Source organism: Streptomyces varsoviensis (assembly GCF_000718635.1).
Taxonomy (GTDB): domain Bacteria; phylum Actinomycetota; class Actinomycetes; order Streptomycetales; family Streptomycetaceae; genus Streptomyces; species Streptomyces varsoviensis.
In genome coordinates this window covers 38,620-60,679 of record NZ_JOBF01000012.1, presented here as the reverse complement: position 1 = coordinate 60,679, position 22,060 = coordinate 38,620, and the positions used below count along the sequence as shown (strand labels likewise).

Here is a 22,060-nt window from a genome sequence, read left to right as displayed (position 1 = left end):
CGGGCCGCTTCGGGGCAGCGCCCCGTGGCCGCGCCAGGCCGCTCACTCCGGATAACCAGTTGAATTCGGACGGCGAATACGGCGAACCTTTCACGGCTACCCGCCGGCGCACCGCTACCCGTGAGATGCCATGCAGATCAGAGACCTTCCGTATACCGATCCCGGCCGACCGGACGTACGTTCCGGCCCGCGTTTCCTGCTGTGGCTGGGCAGCAACCAACTGGGCGGCCAGATCAAGGCCGCGCTCTGGGGAACGCTCCACATGGCCGCCGTGGCCTTCTTCCCCGCCGCCGTGGGCGTGGCCGTGCAGGCCGTCTCCGATCGCTCCGGCGCCCGACTGGCGCTCGCGGGCGGCCTGATGGCGCTGATCGGCATCCTCATGACACTGGGCGACACCATGCTGCACCGGGTCAGCGTGAGCAACTGGATCCTCGCCTCGGCGCGAGTGCAGCAGCTTCTCGCCCGCAAGACGGCCCAGTTGGGCTCCACGCTGACCCGGCAGGTCGCGGCGGGCGAGGTGGTGGCCGTCTCCACGGGTGACGTGGAGAAGATCGGCTGGTTCGTCGAGGCGTTCTCCCGCTTCACGGCGGCCCTGATCACCACGGTCGCCGTCTGCGTGGCGCTGATCGTCTACGAGCCCCGGATCGGCTGGCTGCTGGCGGTCGGGGTGCCCGTGCTGACGCTGGCCGTGCTGCCGCTGCTGCCGCGCGCGACGCGGCGCGCCGACGAACAGCGCGACAAGGCGGGGCGGGCCACCGAACTCGCCACGGACACCGTCGCCGGGCTCCGCGTGCTGCGCGGCATCGGCGGCGAGGACCTGTTCCTGTCCCGCTACCGCCGCGCCTCCCAGGAGGTGCGCCGGGCGGCCGTGCGCAGCGCCCGCATGTGGGCGCTGATCGCGGCGGTGCAGGTGGCGCTGCCCGGACTGCTGCTGATCGGGGTGGTCTGGTACGGCGTCGGGCTCGCGCGGGACGGACACATCAGCGTCGGCGAGCTGGTCACGGTCTATGGCACGGTCACCTTTCTGCTGTTCCCCTTGCGGCAGTTCGAGGAGATCGCGATGGCCTACTCCTTCTCCCGGCCGTCCGCCCAGCGCGCGGCCCGGGTGCTGGCGCTGGAGCGCGTCACCGACCCGGGCGGCCGGGAGCCGGAGCGGGGCGGCCCCGGACCGGACGGCGAACGGCTCACCGGTGATCTGTACGACCCCGCCAGCGGTCTGCGGGCCCCGGCCGGGGAGCTGACCGCGGTGGTCTGCGGCGACCCGGACGCCGCGGGCCGGCTCGCCGAACGGCTCGGCGGGCACAGCACGCAGGACTCCGCGGCCGCCTCCGCGCGGCTCGGCGGCGTCGCCCTGGACGAGGTGCCGCTGGACGCGGCCCGGGCCGCCGTCCTCGTCCAGGACAAGGACCCGGTGCTGCTGTCCGGGACCCTCGCCGAACTCCTCGACGTGCCCGCCTCGGGGAATGTCCCCGCCGAGACCGCGCTGGCCGCAGCCCAGTGCGGCGACGTGCTGACCGCGCTCGCCCAGGCGTCCGCGGACGACTCCGGCGACCCGATGCGGACCCGTATCACCGAGCGGGGCCGCTCGCTCTCCGGCGGCCAGCGCCAGCGGCTGGCCCTGGCCCGGTCGCTGGTGACCGACCCGGAGGTGCTGGTGCTGGACGAGCCGACCTCCGCGGTCGACTCGCATACCGAGGCGCGGATCGCGGAGGGGCTGCGGTCGCTGCGCGAGGGCCGCACCACGGTGGTGTTCTCCTCCAGCCCGCTCCTCCTCGACCGGGCCGACCGCGTGGTGTTCGTGCGCGACGGCGCGGTGGCGGCCGTGGGCGCGCACCGGGAACTGCTGCGCACCGACCCCGCGTACCGCGCGGTCGTCACCCGCGAGACCGACGACGAGCCGGACCCCGTACCCGCCGCGGAGCTGGATGACGAGCTGACGCGGCTCAACGAGAATGAGCAGATCGAGGAGTCCGCATGATCGGCGTCGCGCCGCCGGCGCACGACCCCGCCGCCCCGGAGTCGGCGACGACCCTGCCGGTCGGCACGCCCCGGACCGTACGGGCGTACGTCGGCGAACTGCTGCGCAGGCACCGGAGGGCCTTCGTGGTGCTGGTGACGGTGAACGCCGTCGCCGTCCTCGCGTCCATGATCGGCCCGTATCTGCTGGGCGGCCTCGTGGAGGACCTGTCCGAGGGTACGGAGGACCTGCATCTGGGGCGCACCATCTCGCTGTTCGCGGTCGCCCTGGCCGTGCAGAGCGTGTTCACGCACATGGTGCGGCTGCGCGGTTCGGTGCTCGGCGAGGAGATGCTGGCGGATCTGCGCGAGGACTTCCTCGTGCGGTCCGTGGCACTGCCGCCGGGCGTGCTGGAGCGCGCCGGGACGGGCGACCTGCTGTCCCGGATCACCACGGACATCGACCGGCTGGCGGAGGCGATGCGGGAGGCCGTGCCGCAGCTCGCCATCGGCGTGGTGTGGGTGGCGCTGCTGCTCGGCGCGCTGGGCCTGACCGCGCCGCCGCTCGCGCTGTGCGCGCTGGTCGCCGTGCCGGTGCTGGTCGTCGGCGGTCGCTGGTACTTCCGCCGGGCCCCGAGCGCCTACCGCTCGGAGGCCGCCGGCTACGCCGCGGTCGCCGCGGCGCTCACCGAGACGGTGGACGCCGGACGCACCGTGGAGGCGCACCGGCTGGGCGCGCGCCGGGTGGCCCTCTCCGACCAACGGGTCAAGGAGTGGACCCAGTGGGAGCGCTACACGATGTGGCTGCGCACGGTGCTCTTCCCGGTGATCAACATGTCGCACGCGCTGCTCTTCGGCACCGTGCTGATCCTCGGCGGCGTCTTCGTGCTGTGGGGCTGGATCTCGGTGGGGCAGCTCACCACGGGCGCCCTCCTCGCCCAGATGTTGATCGACCCCATCGGCCTCATCCTGCGCTGGTACGACGAGCTCCAAGTGGCCCAGGTGTCGCTGGCGCGGCTGGTGGGCGTGCGGGAGATCGAACCGGAGGACGCCGACGGCCGGGTGGCCCCCGACGGCAGGCACGTCCGCGCCGACGAGGTCCACTTCGGCTACCGGTCCGGCCACGACGTGCTCCACGATGTCTCGCTCGACGTACGGCCGGGCACCCGGCTCGCGCTGGTCGGACCGTCCGGGGCGGGGAAATCCACGCTCGGCCGCCTGATCGCGGGGATCTACGCGCCGCGCACCGGAGAGGTGACGCTCGGCGGTGCGGAGCTGGCCCGGATGCCGGCCGAGCGGGTGCGCGAGCACGTCGCGCTGGTCAACCAGGAGCACCACGTCTTCGTCGGCTCGCTCCGCGACAACCTGCTGCTGGCCAGGACGGGCGCGAGCGACGCGGAACTGTGGGCGGCCCTCGGCGCGGTCGACGCCGACGGCTGGGCGCGCGCCCTCGACGAGGAGCTGGACACCGAGGTGGGCTCGGGCGGCACCGCGCTCACCCCGGCGCAGGCCCAGCAGGTGGCCTTGGCGCGCCTGGTCCTCGCCGACCCGCACACGCTCGTCCTGGACGAGGCGACCTCGCTCCTCGACCCCCGCGCGGCCCGGCACCTGGAGCGGTCGCTGGCCCGGGTGCTGGAGGGCCGTACGGTCGTGGCGATCGCGCACCGCCTGCACACGGCGCACGACGCGGACGTCATCGCGGTCGTCGCGGACGGCCGCATCAGCGAGCTGGGCAGCCACGACGAGCTGGTCGCCGCCGACGGCGCGTACGCGGCGCTGTGGCGCTCCTGGCACCAGTAGCCGCCGGCCGGACCGGCACCGGAGGTCCGGGGATAGGGGGCTGGGCGCGGTCAGATGTAGTCGAGCGCGCCCAGCCCGCCGAGGCCGCCCAGGAACATGAAGACCGGTGTGAGGACCTTCAGCTCGACCCAGCTCCCGGCCCGGAAGCGCATGCCCTTCGGGGGGCCTATCGGGTGCCACCGCTTGCGGCCGATGGGGATGGGCCACAGGATCGGGCAGCCGGACACGGTCAGCGCGTCCCCGATGTCGTGGACCAGCGCCCCCAGGATGATCGGCAGGCCCAGCCACAGGTACTCCTGGCCGGGGCCGGAGAACAGCCAGTCCGAGCCGTTGCCCGGTTTGTTCAGGATGTCGGCGAGCAGCCAGGCGCTGGTTGCGCCGAGCAGCCAGACCAGGACGTCGCTGGAGGTCCGGGCCATCCGCCACAGCAGGCCCTCGACGGCCAGCACCAGGTGGACGAAGAGGATGCCGAGCACCGCCCAGCGGCCCCCGGTCATCGCCAGCGCCGAGGCGCCCGCGCCGATGAGAACCGCCCACAGCCAGGTGTGGGTCAGGGTGCGGTGGCCGCCGGAGCGCCGTGCGTCGCCGCGCATCCGGGTGGCCTTGTAGACGGCGTGCGAGAGTTTGTCGACGACCTCGCACAGGGTGCGGGAGATCGGGCCGAAGGCCCGCGATATCGTCGCCGCCTTGTGGTCGAGGTCGGGGGCGAGCGCCGCCCCGGCGCTGATCAGCGCGCCGACGACGAGCACCGGCCAGGGCATCGGATGGCCCGCGCCCGCGGTGGCCGCGCCCACCCCCAGCCAGGCCGCCGCCCCGGACAGCGAGTGCGCCGGTCCCATCATGCTCGTTCCCACCCCTTTGATAGCCGGCGCCTCGGATTGGTGACACCCGGTCGGCGACACAGCGTAGCGTCAGATGATCACCGCAGAACCGGCCGGTTCCCGCGCACGGCCCCGAGGCAGGCAGTATGGGGGCGTGACCCTTATCGATCAGATGCCGAGCACCGCCGACCCCGATGCCCTCTTCGAAGCTTTCTCCGGCTGGGCCGAGGAGCGGGGCATCATGCTGTACCCCGCTCAAGAGGAAGCGCTGATCGAGGTGGTCTCCGGAGCCAACGTCATCTTGTCGACGCCGACCGGCTCCGGTAAGAGCCTGGTCGCGGCCGGCGCCCACTTCGCCGCGCTCGCCGACGATCAGGTGACCTTCTACACCGCCCCGATCAAGGCGCTGGTCTCGGAGAAGTTCTTCGACCTGTGCAAGCTCTTCGGCACCGAGAACGTCGGCATGCTCACCGGCGACGCCTCCGTCAACGCCGACGCGCCCGTCATCTGCTGCACGGCCGAGGTGCTCGCCTCGATCGCGCTGCGGGACGGCAAGGACGCCGACATCGGCCAGGTCGTGATGGACGAGTTCCACTTCTACGCCGAGCCGGACCGGGGCTGGGCCTGGCAGATCCCGCTGCTGGAACTCCCGCAGGCGCAGTTCGTGCTGATGTCGGCGACCCTCGGCGACGTGCAGCGGTTCGAGGAGGACCTGACCCGCCGCACCGGCCGGCCCACCGCGGTCGTGCGGTCGGCGACCCGGCCCGTGCCGCTCAGCTACGAATACCGCACGACGCCGCTGACGGAGACGCTCACCGAGCTGCTGGACACCCACCAGGCGCCCGTCTACATCGTGCACTTCACCCAGGCGGCGGCCGTGGAACGGGCACAGGCGCTGATGAGCATCAATATGTGCACGCGCGCGGAGAAGGACGAGATCGCCAAGCTGATCGGCAATTTCCGGTTCACCACCAAGTTCGGCCGGAACCTCTCCCGCTACGTACGGCACGGCATCGGCGTGCACCACGCGGGGATGCTGCCGAAGTACCGGCGGCTGGTCGAGCGGCTGGCCCAGGCCGGGCTGCTGAAGGTCATCTGCGGTACGGACACGCTCGGCGTGGGCGTCAATGTGCCGATCCGCACGGTGCTGTTCACGGCGCTGACGAAATACGACGGCCAGCGGGTACGGACGCTGCGCGCGCGGGAGTTCCACCAGATCGCCGGGCGGGCCGGACGGGCGGGCTTCGACACGGCCGGGTTCGTCGTGGCGCAGGCCCCCGAGCACGTCGTCGAGAACGAGAAGGCACTCGCCAAGGCGGGTGACGACCCGAAGAAGCGCCGCAAGGTGGTCCGCAAGAAGGCGCCCGAAGGCTTCGTCAACTGGGGCGAGAACACCTTCGAGAAGCTGATCGCCTCCGAGCCCGAGCCGCTGACCTCGCGTTTCCGTGTCACGCACGCGATGCTCCTGTCGGTCATCGCCCGCCCCGGCAACGCCTTCGAGGCCATGCGCCACCTGCTGGAGGACAACCACGAGCCGCGCCGGAACCAGCTCCGGGACATCCGGCGGGCCATCGCCATCTACCGCTCGCTGGTCGACGGCGGCGTCGTCGAGCGGCTCGACGAGCCCGACGCGGAGGGCCGGATCGTCCGGCTGACGGTCGACCTCCAGCAGAACTTCGCGCTCAACCAGCCGCTGTCCACCTTCGCGCTCGCGGCCTTCGAGCTCCTGGACCCCGAATCCCCCTCCTACGCCCTGGACATGGTTTCCGTGGTCGAGTCCACGCTCGACGATCCGCGGCAGATCCTCGCGGCGCAGCAGAACAAGGCGCGCGGCGAGGCGATCGCGCTGATGAAGGCGGACGGCGTCGAGTACGAGGACCGCATGGAGCGGCTCCAGGACGTGACGTACCCCAAGCCGCTGGAGGAACTGCTCTTCCACGCCTACGGGCTCTACCGCAAGAGCCACCCGTGGGTCGGCGACCACCCGCTGTCGCCGAAGTCCGTCATCCGCGACATGTACGAGCGGGCCATGACGTTCACGGAGTTCACCGCCTTCTACGACCTCGCGCGCACCGAGGGCATCGTGCTGCGCTACCTCGCCAGCGCGTACAAGGCGCTGGACCACACCGTCCCGGACGACCTGAAGTCCGATGACTTCCAGGACCTCATCGCCTGGCTCGGCGAGATGGTGCGGCAGGTCGACTCCAGCCTCCTCGACGAGTGGGAACAGCTCGCCAACCCGGAGGACGAGACCGCCGAGGAGGCCCAGGAGCGCGCCGACCAGGTCAAGCCGGTCACGGCGAACGGCCGCGCCTTCCGGGTGCTGGTGCGCAACGCCATGTTCCGCCGCGTCGAGCTCGCCGCGCTCGACAAGGTGGAGGAACTCGGCGAGATGGACGCCGACGCCGGATGGGACGCGGACCGGTGGGGCGAGGCGATGGACGCCTACTGGGACGAGTACGAGGACCTGGGCACCGGCCCGGACGCGCGGGGCCCCAAGCTGCTGCGGATCGAGGAGCGGCCCGAGGACCGGCTGTGGCGGGTGCGGCAGACCTTCGCCGACCCGAACGGCGACCACGACTGGGGCATCTCGGCCGAGGTGGACCTCGCCGCCTCCGACGAGGAGGGGCGTGCGGTGGTGCGGGTCATGGACGTCGGCCAACTGTAGTCTCCGACTCGCCGCCCACCCGGCGCGCCCGACCAGCAGAGGAGCACCACCGATGACGACGCCCGCCGACCAGCTCGTCGGCCTGCTCGACCTCGAACGGATCGAGCAGGACATCTTCCGCGGCCGCAGCCCGCACGAATCGCTGCAGCGGGTCTTCGGCGGGCAGGTGGCCGGACAGGCGCTGGTCGCGGCGGGCCGCACCACCGACGGGCTGCGCCCGGTGCACTCCCTGCACGCGTACTTCCTGCGCCCCGGCCGGCCGGGGGTGCCGATCGTGTACCAGGTGGAGCGCGTACGGGACGGGCGCTCCTTCACCACCCGCCGGGTGGTGGCGGTCCAGCAAGGTCGGACGATCTTCAACTTGACTGCCTCCTTCCATCATCCCGAACCGGGCTTCGAGCATCAGGTACCGATGCCGGACGTGCCCGGGCCGGAGGAACTGCCGACGCTCATCACGGAGATCCGCTCTCACCTCGGCGAACTGCCCAACACCTTGCAGCGCATGGAGCGCCGCCAGGCCTTCGACATCCGGTACGTGGACCGGCTGCGCTGGACGCCCGAGGAACTGCGGGGCGCCGAGCCGCGCAGCGCGGTATGGATGCGCGCCGTGGGGCCGCTCGGCGACGACCCGCTCGTCCATACCTGCGCCGTGACCTACGCCAGCGATATGACGCTGCTCGACGCGGTGCGCATCCCGATCGAGCCGCTGTGGGGGCCACGCGGCTTCGACATGGCAAGCCTCGACCACGCCATGTGGTTCCACCACCCTTTCCGGGCCGATGAGTGGTTCCTCTACCAGCAGGAGTCGCCCATCGCGACGGGCGGCCGCGGGCTGGCCCGCGGCCAGATCTTCGACCGCGAGGGCAAGCTCCTCGTTTCGGTCATGCAGGAAGGGCTCTTCCGGACCGTGGCGCCGGCGCCCGACGGCGCCACGGACGCCGACGCGACGACCGGCGGCACGGAGGTCGACGCGGCCGGCCGCGGCCGCTCCTAGCGCCCCCCCGGCGAGCCCTTGGCACGGCTCGCCGTTCGACCGCCCCAGCCGCTACAAGATGCGCCTGGTACGGGCCGGCTTCCCGTGGCCTGCCCGTACGGTGCCGTCGCCGCCGAGAGCTGCCCGGCCGGCACCGCGGTGCTTTCGGCCGCGCAGACGCGCCCATAGTCCACGCCCCGCCCTCGGCGCGGGTTCCCTCCGGGCCACGGCGTCGCACCGCTGCCCACGGTGCCCGGGTTCGAGCCGACGCTCCGCATCGGACCGCTGCTCGCGCTCGTAGCAAAGCCCCGGCCGGACCTGAAGCTCCCACTCCCTGCCGGCCCGCACCGTCGACACCTGCTCCGGTTGAGGCTGCCGCTCCGGCGCCCGCAGCGGCACCGGCTCCGGCATCGACCCCGGCACGGGATTCGCTACGGGCCCCGACACTGGAACCGGCCCCCCTCCCGCTCCGGACTCAGCGCGAGCCCAGGGCCTTGGACCGCGACGGGCACCGGCCCCGCGTTCGGCACAGGCTCACGCTCCGAGTCCAAGTGCAAGTCCGTGTCCGCATCCGATTCCGACACCGACTCAAGCACCGGCACTGTCTCCCGGCCCTCCCCCGCTCGCGTTTCCACACGCGGCGCGGGGCAGGCGTCCCTTGCCTCCTCCAGTTGGACGGTGAGCCGGAAGCGGAGCCAGGCGATCTCTTCGGGGTCGTCGGCGACGGTCAGATCCTCGATCACGTCGCGCGCCGCCGCGGCGTCCGGGGGCGCCGATGTGAGGGCGGGGCGGAGGGTGCTCAGGTGGGTGCGTTCGCAGAGGTCGGGGACGGCTGCGGAGAGTTGGTCGGGGTCGAGCAGGGCGGCTGTGACGGCTGCTCGGGCCCAGGGGTCCGCGGTCTGTTCGGTCAGTTCTTCGCGGCGGCGGTGGCGCCACTCGCGCGCTCGTCGGTCCTCGCCGGCGTCGAGGGCTTCGCGCATGGCGCGTGGGACGCTGCCGGTCAGCAGGTCGGGCTCGCGGTCGGCGAACTCGGCCAGTTCGGCGGCGAGGTAGAGCCAGACCACGGCGCGGTAGCGGTTCACGTAGAAACTCACCGGGGCGAAGCGGCCGGCACGGGCGAGACGGCCGAAGCGGGAGGCGCTGATACCCATCAGCGCCGCCCCCTCCGTGGTGCCGAGCGTCCATACCCGGGCGCGCAGCGTCTCCGGGAACCCGGGGTCCGCCGTATGCCGCTCGATCTCCTCGCGGGCCACTCGGCGCCGGCCCTGCGGCGCGGCGGGGAGGGTTCGGACGACCCCCAGCCGCACCGCCAGCTCGAACTCCCGCGGCTTGAGCCGCAGTTCCCTCGCCGCCGCGACGAGCGAGACGCTCCGCGTCTCGCTCCGCCCGCCGTCCGGCCCCTCGCCCCGTTCCTCGTCCCGTACGGACCGTACGGACCCTACGGACTCGCGTACCCGCACTGTCATGACGCCCTCCCCCGCAGACTTCGATCACTGACAGTGACGAATCTACCGCGGTCGTCGACAGCGCGCCTCCCCCTGTGGATAACCTCGAAATCGCTCGATACTGCCTGGTCAGAAGCGTCAAGCCCGAACCATCAAGACCGAAGCGCCAAGCCCGAAGCCTCAAATCCGAGGCATCCAATCCGCAGCGGCAAGTTCGAAGCGGCAGGAGCTACGAACCCGCCGCTCCGTCCCGCCTGCGGGCTCCCACACTCAAGTGCTCGCCCACCCGGTTCACGAGCAGCGTCATCTCATACGCGACCTGCCCGACGTCCGCCTCCGCGCCGCTGAAGACGCACAGGCAGCTCCCGTCCCCCGCCGCCGTGACGAACAGCATGCCGTCATCGAATTCGATCATCGTCTGCCGCACCCGGCCCGCCTTGAAGTGGGCGCCGGAGCCTTTCGCGAGGCTGTTCAGCCCGGCGGAGACGGCCGCCAGGTGCTCGGCGTCCTCCCGCGCCAGGCCCGAACTCGCCCCCGTCACGAGCCCGTCGTTGGACAGCACCAGTGCGTGCCGTATCTCCTCGATCCGACTGGTCAGATCGTCGAGCAACCAGTCGAGCCCCTTGTTCACTGCCATATCCGCCTCCCCATGCGAATGTTCCCCGCTATTCCCCGTCGTTCCCCGCTATTTACCGCTATCTACCGTTGCTCCCCCGTAACTGCCGTGCCAGCCTTGCTCACCTACGCCGTCCGGGCAACCCGCCAGGCCCGCCTGCGCGCCTCTGTTCAGGGGTTGGCACAGGATGGGGACATGGCAGAGAAAATGAATAAGCAGCAGTGGCAGGCGTTCCTCTCGGAGTCCACCCGCACCGCGAAGGTATCGACCGTACGGGCCGACGGCGCTCCGCACACCGCTCCGGTCTGGTTCCTGCTGGACGGTGACGATCTGGTCTTCAACACCGGTGCGGACACGGTCAAGGGGCGCAATCTGGCGCGGGACGGCCGGATCTCGATCTGCGTGGACGACGACCGGCCGCCGTTCTCCTTCGTCACGCTCCAGGGCCGCGCCGAGCTGATCGACGACCTCGCGCAGGTGCGGGCCTGGGCGACGCGGATCGGGGCCCGTTATATGGGCGAGGAGCGCGGCGAGGAGTTCGGCGCGCGCAATGGGGTCCCCGGTGAACTGCTGGTGCGCGTCCGTATCGACAAGGTCGTGGCGCTGGCGGACCTCGCCGACTGACCGGGACCGCCGCCGGCCGACGGTCGGCCGCCCCAAGCCGACCCATCTCAAACCGCCCACCCAAACCGACCCACCTCAAACCGGCCGCCCCAAGCCGACCCACCTCAAACCGAACGCCTCAAGCCGACCACCACCCCGCGAGATGCCGCACACGGAGCCGTCAGGACTCCTCGAACCGCAGCCCGTGCGCCTGCCTCCGCAGGTGCTCCAGCAGCGCACGGGCCGCCGGTGAGCAGGGCCGGTCGGCCGGGCGCAGCACGCCCACGCTGCGGCGGATGGACTTCAGCGGTGTCTCGATGAAGGCCAGCTTGTCGTCGTGCTCGGCGATCAGCATGGGCAGGGCCGCGATCGCGTCGGTCGACACGAGCAGGTGCCGCAGGGTGAGGATGGAGGTGCACTCGATGCGGTTGTCGGGGATCGGCACGCCCTCGTAGAGGAAGGATTCCTCCAGTTCCGCCCGTAGCGCGGTCTGTTCGACGGGGAAGACCCAGGGGTAGCCGAGGAGTTGTTCCAGCGAGGTTTCGGCGCGCCGGTGGACCGGGTGGCCGACGCGCGCGACGAGCTGGATCGGTTCGAGGTAGAGCTGTTCCTGTGTCAGCCGGGGCGGCGGGGTGGCCGAGGTCAGCCGGCCGACCGTCAGGTCGACCTCTCCGGCGAGCAGGGCGGTGTGCAGGACGTCGGGGGTCGCTTCCCGTACGACGACCGTCAGGCGCGGGTGTTCGGTCTTGAGGGCCGCGATGGCCCGGGGCAGCAGGAGGTTGGAGCCCGCCAGGTGGGTGCCCACGGTCACCGAGCCGATCTCGCCCTGGGCGAGCAGTTCGATCTGGCGGCCGGCCTGGCGCAACTGGGCCAGCATCGCGTAGGCGTGCTCGATGAAGGACTCGCCGTAGACGGTCGGGGTCACGCCGCGCGGGCCGCGGTCGAAGAGCGGCACGCCCAGGATCGCCTCCAGTTCGTGCAGTCCCCGGGTGACGACGGGCTGGGTGATGTGCAGCGCCTCGGCGGCACGCATGATGCTGCCCTGGTCGGCGATGGCCGCGACCAGGGTCAGATGGCGCAGCTTGAGCCGCCCGTCGAGGAGTCGGTCGACCGTCATGACCTCATGGTATGTCCGTATGGGCATGGCAGTGGACGCAAAGAGCATTGGTGGAGCATGGGGGCCCATTTCTAGGGTCGTGGCATGTCGAGCTCAGCAGCGAATGCCCCAGCGAGCACCCCGTCCGTACACAACTTCATCAACGGCTCGTACGTGGCCGGCGTGCGCACCTTCGACAAGGTGAGCCCGGTCGACGGCTCCTTGGTCTCCCAGGTGCAGGAGGCGGGCAGGGAGACCGTGGACGAGGCCGTCAAGGCCGCCCGCCGCGCCCTTGACGGCGGCTGGGGCCGGATGTCCGTGGCGGACCGGGCCCGGCTGCTGCGCCGGGTGGCGGACCGGATCGAGGAGCGGTTCGACGACTTCGTGGCGGCCGAGGTCGCGGACACGGGCAAGCCGGAGGCGATGGCCCGGGCGCTCGATGTAGCTCGCGCGCACGCCAACTTCCGGTCCTTCGCGGACACCATTTCGGCCACCGGGCTCGATTCGTTCCTCACCGAGACGGCGGACGGCGGGCGGGCCCTGAACTACGCCGTGCGCGGGCCGCTCGGCGTGGTGGCCGTCATCGTCCCGTGGAACCTGCCGCTGCTGCTGCTCACCTGGAAGGTGGCCCCGGCGCTGGCCTGCGGCAACGCCGTGGTCGTCAAGCCGTCGGAGGAGACTCCGGCGACGGCGACGCTGCTCGGCGAGGTGATGGCCGAGGCGGGTGTGCCCGATGGGGTCTACAACGTGGTGCACGGCTTCGGGCCGGACTCGGCGGGCGAGTGCCTGACCACCCACCCGGGCATCGACGGCGTCACCTTCACCGGGGAGTCCAAGACGGGTTCGGCGATCATGCGCGCCGTCGCGCCGCTGGTGCGGCCGGTCTCCTTCGAGCTGGGCGGCAAGAACGCGGCCGTGGTCTTCTCCGACGCCGACCTGGAGCGCACGGTCGACGGGCTGGCCCGTTCGGTGTTCACCAACACCGGCCAGGTCTGTCTGTGCACCGAGCGGGTGTATATCCAGCGGGAGGTCTTCGACGACGTGGCGGCGGGCCTGACGGAGCGTGCCGAGGCGCTGCGGCTCGGCCGCCCCGAGGACCCCGCGACGACCACGGGCCCGCTGATCTCCCAGGCGCACCGCGAGAAGGTGCTCTCCTATGCGGCGCTCGCGCGGCAGGAGGGGGCCACGGAGCTGACCGGCGGCGGGATACCGGCCATGGGCGGGGATCTGGACGGCGGCGCCTGGATGCAGCCGACGCTGTGGACCGGGCTCGACAACTCCGCGCGGACGCTGCGCGAGGAGGTCTTCGGCCCCGTCGCCGCCCTCGTGCCCTTCGACACCGAGGAGGAGGCGGTCGCGCTCGCCAACGACACGGACTACGGCCTCGCCTCGTGCGTATGGACCTCGAACCTGGAGCGCGGCCACCGCGTCGCCCAGCGCATGCGGGTCGGCATGTCCTGGGTGAATACGTGGTATTTGCGCGATCTGCGTTCGCCGTTCGGCGGCTCGGGTCTGTCCGGGATCGGCCGCGAGGGCGGCGCGCACTCGCTGCACTTCTACACCCAGCCCACCAACGTGTGCGTGCAACTGTGAGCGCCGCCGACCCCGCCCACGCAACAGACCCGCTGAACGCCGCCCGCGCCACGGGACCGCTGAGCGACACCGACGCCTCGCGCGCCGCGGCACGGTCCTCCGCCGACCCCGCCCGCGCCACAAGCCCGCTGAGCGCCGCCGACACCGCCCGCGCCGTGGAGCGGCTGCGCGCCGCCGAGTCCTCCAGGCGGCCGTGTGCGCCCGTACGGGACCTGCTGGGCGTGACGGACCAGGACGCCGCGTACGCCGTGCAGGCCGCCGGCATCCAGGCGCGGACAGCCGCCGGGGCCCGCCGGGTAGGCCGCAAGATCGGGCTGACCTCGAAGGCCGTGCAGTCCCAGTTCGGGGTCTTCTCCCCCGACTTCGGGGTGCTGCTGGACGACATGGTGTACGCGGACCGCGAGCCGATCCCGCTGGACCGCTTCCTCCAGCCTCGCGTCGAGGCCGAGGTGGCGTTCGTGCTCGGGGCCGATCTCGACTCGCCGACGGCCCATGTGGCCGATGTGCTGCGCGCGACCGACTTCGTGCTCCCCGCCCTGGAGATCGTCGATTCGCGGATCGCGGACTGGGACATCAAGATCACCGACACCATCGCCGACAACGCCTCCAGCGCGGCCCTCGTGCTGGGCTCGACGCCGCGCCGGGTGGACGCGGTCGATCTGCCGGGCATGGGCATGGTCCTCGAACACCGCGGCGACGTCGTCTCCGTCGGCTCCGGGGCGGCCTGCCTGGGCACGCCCGCCGCGGCCGTCGCCTGGCTCGCCCGCGCCGTCGCCCGGCACGGCCACCCGCTGCGCGCCGGCGAGGTGATCCTCTCGGGCGCGCTCGGCCCGATGGTCCCCGTACGCGGCCCCGGCGGCTACCGGGCCCGGCTGGACAGCCTGGGAGCGGTGCACGCCGTCTTCTCCGGACCGGACGGCTCCACCGCCGCCTCTGACTCCCCCCAGGAAGGAACACGCCCATGACGGTCCCCGTCGCGATCATCGGTTCGGGCAATATCGGCACCGATCTGATGTTCAAGATCAAGCGGTTGTCCGCGGAGCTGCGCCTCGCGGTCATGGTCGGCATCGATCCGGACTCCGACGGCCTGGCGCGCGCCCGGCGGATGGGTGTGGCGACCACGCACGAGGGCGTGGACGGGCTGCTCAAGATGGCCGAGTTCAAGGACGTCGAGGTGGTCTTCGACGCGACGTCGGCCGGCGCCCACGCCCGTAACGACGCGCTGGTGCGCGCGCACGGGAAGCTGATGGTGGACATGACCCCGGCGGCCATCGGCCCGTACGTGGTGCCGCCTGTCAACCTCGACGCCCACCCGGACGCCACCAACGTCAACATGGTCACGTGTGGCGGGCAGGCCACCGTGCCGATCGTCGCGGCGGTCTCGCGGGTCGTGCCGGTGGCGTACGCGGAGATCGTGGCGTCCATCGCCTCGAAGTCGGCGGGGCCCGGCACGCGCGCCAACATCGACGAGTTCACCGAGACCACGTCGACCGCGATCGAGCGGGTCGGCGGGGCCGAGCGGGGCAAGGCGATCATCGTGCTGAACCCGGCCGAGCCGCCGCGGGTCATGCGGGACACCGTCTTCTGCCTGATCGAGGACGCCGATCCCGACGAGGCGGCGATCCGCGCCTCCGTGGCCGCGATGGCGGCCCAGGTCAACGAGTACGTACCGGGTTACCGGATCAAGCAGGACGTCCAGTTCGACCCGGTCGAGGAGGCCCACCTGCCGGTGCTGGGCCGGGCGTTCCGCGGCACCAGGGTCTCGGTCTTCCTGGAGGTGACCGGGGCCGGGCACTATCTGCCCGATTACGCCGGAAACCTCGACATCATGACGTCGGCCGCACTGCGCACCGCGGAACGACTGGTCGAACTGCGCCGAGGAGCGATCACCGTATGACGACCACCGCACCCCACGAGGTGTACGTGCAGGACGTCACCCTGCGCGACGGCATGCACGCCGTGGGCCACCGCTACACCACCGACCAGGTCGCGGCCATCGCCGGGGCGCTGGACGCCGCGGGCGTCGACGCGATCGAGGTCTCGCACGGCGACGGCCTCTCCGGCCACAGCGTCACCTACGGGCACGGCTCCCACACCGACGACGAGTGGATCTCCGCGGCCGCCGAGGTCGTCGAGAACGCCAGGCTCACCACGCTGCTGATCCCCGGCATCGGGACCGTGGACGACCTCAAGCGCGCCCACTCCCTCGGCGTCACCAGCGTGCGGGTGGCCACCCACTGCACCGAGGCCGACGTCGCCGCGCAGCACATCGGCTGGGCGCGCGAGAACGGCATGGACGTGGCGGGCTTCTTGATGATGAGCCACCTCAGCCCGCCCTCCGCCCTGGCCGCCCAGGCGAAGCTGATGGAGTCCTACGGGGCGCACTGCGTGTACGTCACCGACTCCGGCGGCCGGCTGACGATGACGGACACGGCCGAGCGGGTACGGGCGTACCGCGACGTGCTCGACGACGCCACGCAGATCGGTATCCACGCGCACGAGAACCTCTCGCTCAGCGTCGCCAACAGCGTGGTGGCCGTGGAGAACGGCGTGTCCCGGGTGGACGCCTCGCTCGCCGGACAGGGCGCGGGCGCCGGCAACTGCCCCATCGAGGCGTTCGTCGCCGTCGCCAACCTCATGGGCTGGCAGCACGGCTGCGATGTGTTCGCCCTCCAGGACGCGGCCGACGACCTCATCCGCCCGCTCCAGAAGCGGCCGGTGCGCGTGGACCGGGAGACCCTGACGCTCGGTTATGCGGGGGTCTACTCCAGCTTCCTGCTGCACGCGGAGCGCGCCGCCGAGCGGTACGGGCTCGACACGCGCCAGATCCTGCTCGAACTCGGCCGTCGTCACATGGTCGGCGGGCAGGAAGACATGATCATCGACGTCGCGCTCGACCTGGCCCGCGCCAAGTCCGCGACCGTCCCGGCCGGAGACCCCTCATGACCAGCTCCTCCAGCACTTCCAGTACCGCCAGTACAGCCGGCATCGCCGAGCTCGCCATGCTCCTGGACGCCGCCGCCGAGGCCGCGGTCCCCATCGCGCAGCTCACCTCCGAGTACACGTTCTCCCTGGAGGACGCGTACGAGATCCAGCGCGAGCTGGTCGCCCGGCGGTGCGCCCGGGGCGACTCCCTCTCCGGCGTCAAGCTGGGGTTCACCAGCCGGGCCAAGGCGCAGCAGATGGGCGTGGACGACGTGATCGTCGGCCGGATCACGCACGGCATGCGGATCGTGGACGGCGGCGAGCTGGACCTCGCGCGCTACTGCCACCCCCGGATCGAGCCCGAGGTCGCCTTCCGGCTCGGCGTCGAGGTGGACCCCCAGGACGAGACGCTGGACGTGGAGACCGTCGTCGAGGCCGTCGCGCCCGCGCTGGAGGTCATCGACTCCCGGTACCGCGATTTCCGGTTCACCCTGGAGGACGTGGTGGCGGACAACACCTCCGCCGCCGCGTATGTCACCGGCCCCTGGACCGCGTACGGGCGCGCCGGCGACCTGGCCAACCGGGGCGTGACGCTGGAGGTGGACGGGGAGGTCGCGGAGACCGGTTCCACCGCGGCGATCCTGGGGCACCCGCTGCGCGCCGTGCACGCCGCGCAGCGCATGGCGCGTACGTACGGGCTTTCCATGCCGGCGGGCACGGTGATCCTGGCCGGCGCGGCGACGGCGGCCGTGCCGCTGCGGCCCGGCCGGTGCGTGGAGGCCACGGTGACGGGCCTGGGCAGCGTCGGGCTGCGGGTCGGCGGTGGCGCCGATGCCTGAGTCGCTGGTGGTGGCGGGAAAGGCCACGCCCCGGGGGCGGTTCCCGCACGTAAAGGTCGTCGGCGAGCTGGTCTTCGTGTCCGGTACGAGCAGCCGGCTGCCCGACAACTCGATCGTGGGCGCCGAGGCCGACGAGATGGGCGCGACCCGGCTCGACATCCGGCAGCAGACCCGCGCGGTGATCGAGAACATCCGCGACGTACTGGCCGCGGTCGGCGCGGACCTGTCCGACCTCGCCCAAGTGACCTGCTACCTGGTCAACATGAACGACTTCGCGGGCTACAACGAGGTTTACGCGGAGTACTTCGACGAGCACGGCCCCACCCGGACGACCGTCGCCGTGCACCAACTGCCCCACCCGCACCTGCTGATCGAGATCCAGGCGGTCGCGCACCTCAGCCGCGACCGCCGTCCCGAGGAGGGACGATGAGCACCATCCCGCCCGTCATCAATTTCCCGCGCTGGATCGAGGAGCACGAGCACCTGCTCAAGCCCCCGGTCAACAACCGGCAGGTGTGGGAGCCCATGGGCGACTTCATCGTGCAGGTCGTCGGCGGGCCGAACGAGCGGACCGACTTCCATGTAGACCCGTACGAAGAGTGGTTCTACCAGGTCAAGGGCGATATCCACGTCAACCTGCGTACCGACGCGGGCATCGAGCGCGTCGACATCCGCGAGGGCGAGATGTGGATGCTGCCGAGGAACGTCCCGCACTCGCCGCAGCGCCCCGAGCCGGGCTCGATCGGTGTGGTCATCGAGCGCATCCGTGAGGAGGGCACGCTGGAGAAGTTCCAGTGGTACTGCCCGAACTGCCTGGCGCTGGTGCACGAGGTGGAGTTGCAGGTACGGGACATCGTCAAGGACATGCCGCCGGTCTTCGCCGAGTTCTACGAGAGCCGGGACGAGCGCTCCTGCCGGGCGTGCGGGACGTACCACCCAGGCAGGGGCTGACCCGATGAGCGTCATCGACATCCACACCCACTACGTGCCGCGCGGCTGGCCCGATCTCGGGGCCCTGGCGGGCGGCGCGGACTGGCCCTCGCTGCGGATCGAGAGCGAGCGGGACGCGATGATCATGGTGGGCTCGAAGGAGTTCCGCCGGATCGGCTCCGACTGCTGGGACGCCGAGGTGCGGCTGAAGGACATGGCCGCCGACGGGATCGACATCCAGGTGGTCTCCCCCACGCCGGTGTTCTTCTCCTACGGCCGCCCCGGCCCCGAGGCGCTGAAGGTCTCCCGCGTCTTCAACGACCTGGCCCTGGAGATCTGCTCCCCGGCGCCCGGCCGGCTGCTGCCGTTCGCCCAGGTGCCGCTCCAGGACCCGGAGGCGGCCTGCCGCGAACTCGACCGGTGCCTGGCGGCCGGCCATGTGGGCGTCGAGATCGGCAACCACGTCGGCGACCAGGACCTGGACTCGGCGGGCGTGGTGATGTTCCTCCAGCACTGCGCGGACGTCGGCGCCCCGGTGTTCATCCACCCCTGGGACATGGCGAACTCGCCGCGCCTGGACCGCTGGATGGCGCAGTGGCTGACCGGGATGCCCGCCGAGACCCATCTGTCGATCCTCGCGATGATCCTCGGCGGTGTCTTCGACAAGGTCCCGGACACGCTCCGGGTGTGCTTCGCGCACGGCGGCGGGTCGTTCGCGTTCTGGCTGGGCCGAATGGAGAACGCCTGGCACGGGCGGAGCGACGTCATCGCCACGTCGGAGTTCCCCCCGTCGCACTATCTCGACCGGTTCAGCGTGGATTCGGTGGTGTTCGCGCCGGAGCCGCTGCGGCTGCTGGTGGACACGCTGGGCAGCGACCGGGTGATGGTCGGCAGCGACTACCCGTACCCGCTGGGCGAGCGGCCCGCGGGGGCGGTGGTCCAGCGCGCCGAGTTCCTCGACGCCGACGCGAAGGCCGCCGTCCTCGGCGGCAACGCGCGGCGGTTCCTGAACCTGGGGGCGGCGCGGTGAGGTAGGCCGGGACCCGGGGATCGATGCCCCGGGTCCCGGCCGATGGTCAACGGTCTTCGAACAGGGCGAGGAAGTCGCTCCGTTCGAAGACCTTCGCCGCTTCGATGGCCGACGGCGAGCCGGCCGCCGGGTCCGCGCCGCCCTCCACGAGCAGCCGGACCACCTCGGCCTCGCCCTTGAAGACGGCCCCGGCCAGCGGCGTCTGGCCGCGGTCGTTGGCCGCGTCGGGGTCGGCGGAGCGCTGGAGGAGCGCCGCTACGGTGCCGGGGTGGCCGTGGTAGGCGGCGAGCATGATGAGGGAGTCGCCGGAGTCGTTGGTGAGGTTCACGGGGACTCCGGCGTCCACGTAGGCCGCGAGCGTGTCGGTGTCGCCGTGCCGGGCCAGGTCGAAGACCTTCGCGGCGAGTTGGAGCACCTCGGGGTCGTGGGCGGGCTCGGACGCTGGGGGCTGTTCACTCATCGCTGGTCATCCTCCGGCTGCTGCTCCTCGGCGTGGGCTCCGTCCCACCCTACGGCCGGAGACCGGCGGGGAGCCCGGTCCGATCCGCGCGGCTCCCGCGTCAGCCGGCCCGGGGGCCACCGTCCGGTCCGCGGCCCCGGCCCGGGGCCACCGGCCGGCCCGGCGGGCGCATCCGGCCGGTGAAGCCGTATGGGTGATTCCTTGACATGCGGGGCCGGTGCCGCGCGGGAGGCGGCGGGCCCGGCGGGATCGCCGCAGCGCACGGGCCCGATGCGGCGCCCATGGCCGCCGGGGCTTCCGCCGGCGCTTCATGACCGCCATTGGAATGGCTTTGATGATGAATCACCCATTCGCCCCTTTTGCTACTTAGGCACCTTCTGTGAGGCTGGGAGCACCCATGGTGACCGTCCCCCACCTCCCAGGAGAAAACCTCATGATCCTGACCATCTCGGGCGTCGTGCTGCTCGGTGTCATCGTGTTCCTCTTCTTCCGCAAGGACGGGCTCAAGGCGTCCCACGCCCTCGTCTGCGCCCTCTTCGGCTTCTACCTCGCGGGCACCGCGATCGCCCCCAGCATCAAGGCCGGCGGCGCGAGCCTCGCCAGCCTGCTGGGCGGCCTCAAGTTCTGACCGGGCCCCGGGAAAAAAGCAGGGCGCGTCCCCATGCCGCCCGTGACCGCACCACGACCAACTGGAGACCGACGTGGGCCGGCGACCCCTCCCCCGCATCCTCACCGCCAGCGCGCCGATCGCCCGCGGCCGCGCGTACGCGCGCACCGCCGCCGACACCGCGACCGATGTCCTGTACCCGCTGATCGTCGTCGTGCGGGGCCTGCGCGGCCTGGCCGCCGCCGGACGGCGCAGGTGGTCGGCGACGCCCGGGGAACGGCGCGGCGCCACGCTGTTCGGGCTGGCCGGCTGCGTGTTCGCCGTCGCGCTGCTGCCGTACGGGCCGCTGCTCGCCCTGGTCGCGCTGATGGCCGCGGCGGCGTGGACGGGGCGCGACCGCACCCCCGCCGACACCGGCCCGGGCGAGGCCGAGGCGGGGCGGCTCCAATCGCTGTACGACGCCCTCGTGCCGTACTTCTCGATGGCGGAGGACCCCGATCCGCTCTACGCGCACGGCGGCGACTGGCAGGAGGCGTTCAGCGCGTACGCGTTCGACGACGACGGGCGGCTGACCGGCCTCGAACTGCGCTACCCGGCCTACTTCCCCGACGGCGAGGCCGAACCCCGCGCCAGGATCGAGCAGTTGCTGCACGCCAAGTCCGGCCGTGGCCGGGAATACCTCTTCGACTGGGACGAGGAGGGCAACACTCTGCGGCTGAGCGTCCTCGCGGCCCTTCCCACCGGCATCCGCGCCCAGCGGTTCGTGACCGCGCCGGGTGAGACCGTGCTCGGTTTCACCGATCCCTCCGGCGTGCCGCGGACCCTGCCGGTGACCGACGGCGAGGAGACGCGCGACGCGCCCCCGGTGGTCTGGCGCACCGGCACGCGCTCCACGGAGCCGCATCTGCTGGCGGTCGGCCAGCCCGGCAGCGGCACCACGACGCTGCTGCGCTCGATCGTGCTCCAGGCCCTGCACGGCGGCGACGCGCTCGTGGTCGACGGCGGCGGTACGGGCGAGTACGCGTGCCTGGCCGGGCGGGAGGGCGTACTGGCCGTCGAGTCGGGCCTGGCGGGCGCCCTCGCCGCGCTGGAGTGGGCGGCGCACGAGACCGAGCGGCGGCTGATCGCCGCCAATCGGGCCCGCCAGTCGGGCAGACCTGTGCCGCCGGACGCGCGCCGGCCGCTGTGGATCATCGTGGACCGGCCGAGCGCGCTGAGCCATCTCGCGGCGGCGGACGGCCGGAGCGAGCCGCAGAACCTGCTGCACGTACCGCTGCGGCACGGGCGCACGGCCAATGTCACGGTCGCGGTGGCCGAGCAGTTCGACGCGCTGGAGACGCTGCGCGCCCCCGTACGCACCCACACCCGCGCCCGGGTGGTGCTCGGCCCGGCCACGGTCGACCAGGTACGGGCCGTGCTCGGCGCTCCGCCGCACACGACGCCCGCCCGCGAGGTGCCGCCCGGCCGCGGCTACGCCCGGCTCGGCGCCGGCCCCGTCCACCGGCTCCAGGTGCCGGACACCCCCGACCCGTACGACGAGGAGGCGGGCGAGGCGCGGCGTACGGCCGTACTGGAGCTGCTGCCGCGGCACACGGCCGCGGCACCCGCCGCCGAGGCGTGCCCCGACGGCGAGGGACCGCTGCCCGTCCGGGCGACGTAGCGGCACGTCCGGAGGCCGCGCCCGGTCCCCTAGGGCGC

The 22,060-nt window shown here is 72.1% G+C and carries 20 protein-coding genes; 15 read left to right on the top strand and 5 right to left on the bottom strand.

Annotation, left to right across the window (positions count from 1 at the left end; all coding sequences use genetic code 11):
* Window positions 1-130 precede the first annotated feature (130 nt).
* Both IF55_RS17695 and IF55_RS17690 read left to right on the top strand, forming a co-directional pair.
* Window positions 131-1,978 (top strand): ABC transporter ATP-binding protein, encoded by a 1,848-nt coding sequence (locus IF55_RS17695; RefSeq protein ID WP_030882680.1) that lies wholly within the window; start codon window positions 131-133, stop codon window positions 1,976-1,978.
* A complete protein-coding gene (locus tag IF55_RS17690; protein WP_030882677.1) occupies window positions 1,975-3,756 on the top strand; it encodes an ABC transporter ATP-binding protein in 1,782 nt (593 codons plus the stop codon). The genes IF55_RS17695 and IF55_RS17690 overlap by 4 nt, the downstream gene beginning before the upstream one ends.
* Before the next feature lie 50 nt (window positions 3,757-3,806).
* Here the strand turns inward: IF55_RS17690 and IF55_RS17685 are convergent, their stop codons facing one another.
* On the bottom strand, window positions 3,807-4,598 hold the full coding sequence (locus IF55_RS17685; protein WP_030882675.1) for a metal-dependent hydrolase: 792 nt from the start codon (window positions 4,596-4,598) through the stop codon (window positions 3,807-3,809).
* Between the two features lie 133 nt (window positions 4,599-4,731).
* Here IF55_RS17685 and IF55_RS17680 point away from each other — a divergent pair, with 133 nt between their 5' ends.
* Window positions 4,732-7,245, top strand: coding sequence for a DEAD/DEAH box helicase (locus IF55_RS17680; protein ID WP_030882672.1), 2,514 nt, complete (start codon window positions 4,732-4,734; stop codon window positions 7,243-7,245).
* Window positions 7,246-7,297: 52 nt separating this feature from the next.
* Window positions 7,298-8,239, top strand: a complete 942-nt coding sequence (locus IF55_RS17675; RefSeq protein WP_048832119.1) for an acyl-CoA thioesterase — start codon at window positions 7,298-7,300, stop codon at window positions 8,237-8,239.
* Between the two features lie 410 nt (window positions 8,240-8,649).
* On the opposite strand, the gene IF55_RS17670 is transcribed toward IF55_RS17675, so the two are convergent.
* The gene (locus tag IF55_RS17670; protein WP_051776160.1) at window positions 8,650-9,684 is read right to left on the bottom strand and encodes a DUF6397 family protein; all 1,035 of its coding nucleotides are present in this window, start codon (window positions 9,682-9,684) and stop codon (window positions 8,650-8,652) included.
* Window positions 9,685-9,892: 208 nt separating this feature from the next.
* A complete protein-coding gene (locus IF55_RS17665) occupies window positions 9,893-10,300 on the bottom strand; it encodes a roadblock/LC7 domain-containing protein (protein ID WP_030882667.1) in 408 nt (135 codons plus the stop codon).
* A 174-nt stretch (window positions 10,301-10,474) separates the two neighbouring features.
* Between IF55_RS17665 and IF55_RS17660 the strand changes: the two genes are divergently transcribed.
* Window positions 10,475-10,903: a PPOX class F420-dependent oxidoreductase gene (locus IF55_RS17660; RefSeq protein WP_030882664.1), complete on the top strand. Its 429-nt coding sequence runs from the start codon at window positions 10,475-10,477 to the stop codon at window positions 10,901-10,903.
* A gap of 160 nt (window positions 10,904-11,063) precedes the next feature.
* Here IF55_RS17660 and IF55_RS17655 read toward each other — a convergent pair whose 3' ends face one another.
* Entirely contained in the window at window positions 11,064-11,999 is a 936-nt protein-coding gene (locus IF55_RS17655) for a LysR substrate-binding domain-containing protein (RefSeq protein ID WP_030882661.1), read from the bottom strand.
* Between the two features lie 84 nt (window positions 12,000-12,083).
* On the opposite strand from IF55_RS17655, the gene IF55_RS17650 reads away from it, so the two are divergent.
* The 8 genes from IF55_RS17650 to IF55_RS17615 are packed head-to-tail and all read left to right on the top strand — an operon-like array spanning window position 12,084 to window position 19,295.
* Window positions 12,084-13,571, top strand: coding sequence for a 2-hydroxymuconic semialdehyde dehydrogenase (locus IF55_RS17650; RefSeq protein ID WP_037964862.1), 1,488 nt, complete (start codon window positions 12,084-12,086; stop codon window positions 13,569-13,571).
* Window positions 13,572-13,630: 59 nt separating this feature from the next.
* Window positions 13,631-14,536, top strand: coding sequence for a 2-keto-4-pentenoate hydratase (locus tag IF55_RS17645; protein WP_425428522.1), 906 nt, complete (start codon window positions 13,631-13,633; stop codon window positions 14,534-14,536).
* On the top strand, window positions 14,533-15,468 hold the full coding sequence (locus IF55_RS17640) for an acetaldehyde dehydrogenase (acetylating) (RefSeq protein WP_030882652.1): 936 nt from the start codon (window positions 14,533-14,535) through the stop codon (window positions 15,466-15,468). Before IF55_RS17645 ends, IF55_RS17640 begins: the two co-directional genes overlap by 4 nt.
* Window positions 15,465-16,517: a 4-hydroxy-2-oxovalerate aldolase gene (gene dmpG, locus IF55_RS17635; protein WP_030882650.1), complete on the top strand. Its 1,053-nt coding sequence runs from the start codon at window positions 15,465-15,467 to the stop codon at window positions 16,515-16,517. The genes IF55_RS17640 and dmpG overlap by 4 nt, the downstream gene beginning before the upstream one ends.
* Window positions 16,514-17,335: a 2-keto-4-pentenoate hydratase gene (locus IF55_RS17630; RefSeq protein WP_037964859.1), complete on the top strand. Its 822-nt coding sequence runs from the start codon at window positions 16,514-16,516 to the stop codon at window positions 17,333-17,335. The genes dmpG and IF55_RS17630 overlap by 4 nt, the downstream gene beginning before the upstream one ends.
* On the top strand, window positions 17,328-17,765 hold the full coding sequence (locus IF55_RS17625; RefSeq protein WP_030882645.1) for a RidA family protein: 438 nt from the start codon (window positions 17,328-17,330) through the stop codon (window positions 17,763-17,765). Before IF55_RS17630 ends, IF55_RS17625 begins: the two co-directional genes overlap by 8 nt.
* On the top strand, window positions 17,762-18,286 hold the full coding sequence (locus IF55_RS17620) for a 3-hydroxyanthranilate 3,4-dioxygenase (RefSeq protein ID WP_030882642.1): 525 nt from the start codon (window positions 17,762-17,764) through the stop codon (window positions 18,284-18,286). Before IF55_RS17625 ends, IF55_RS17620 begins: the two co-directional genes overlap by 4 nt.
* Before the next feature lie 4 nt (window positions 18,287-18,290).
* The gene (locus IF55_RS17615) at window positions 18,291-19,295 is read left to right on the top strand and encodes an amidohydrolase family protein (RefSeq protein ID WP_030882639.1); all 1,005 of its coding nucleotides are present in this window, start codon (window positions 18,291-18,293) and stop codon (window positions 19,293-19,295) included.
* Window positions 19,296-19,341: 46 nt separating this feature from the next.
* On the opposite strand, the gene IF55_RS17610 is transcribed toward IF55_RS17615, so the two are convergent.
* The gene (locus IF55_RS17610; RefSeq protein ID WP_030882636.1) at window positions 19,342-19,755 is read right to left on the bottom strand and encodes an ankyrin repeat domain-containing protein; all 414 of its coding nucleotides are present in this window, start codon (window positions 19,753-19,755) and stop codon (window positions 19,342-19,344) included.
* A gap of 433 nt (window positions 19,756-20,188) precedes the next feature.
* Here IF55_RS17610 and IF55_RS17605 point away from each other — a divergent pair, with 433 nt between their 5' ends.
* On the top strand, window positions 20,189-20,383 hold the full coding sequence (locus IF55_RS17605) for a hypothetical protein (protein ID WP_030882634.1): 195 nt from the start codon (window positions 20,189-20,191) through the stop codon (window positions 20,381-20,383).
* 73 nt (window positions 20,384-20,456) lie between these two features.
* The gene (locus IF55_RS17600; RefSeq protein ID WP_048832118.1) at window positions 20,457-22,022 is read left to right on the top strand and encodes a membrane protein; all 1,566 of its coding nucleotides are present in this window, start codon (window positions 20,457-20,459) and stop codon (window positions 22,020-22,022) included.
* The last annotated feature ends 38 nt before the right edge of the window (window positions 22,023-22,060 follow it).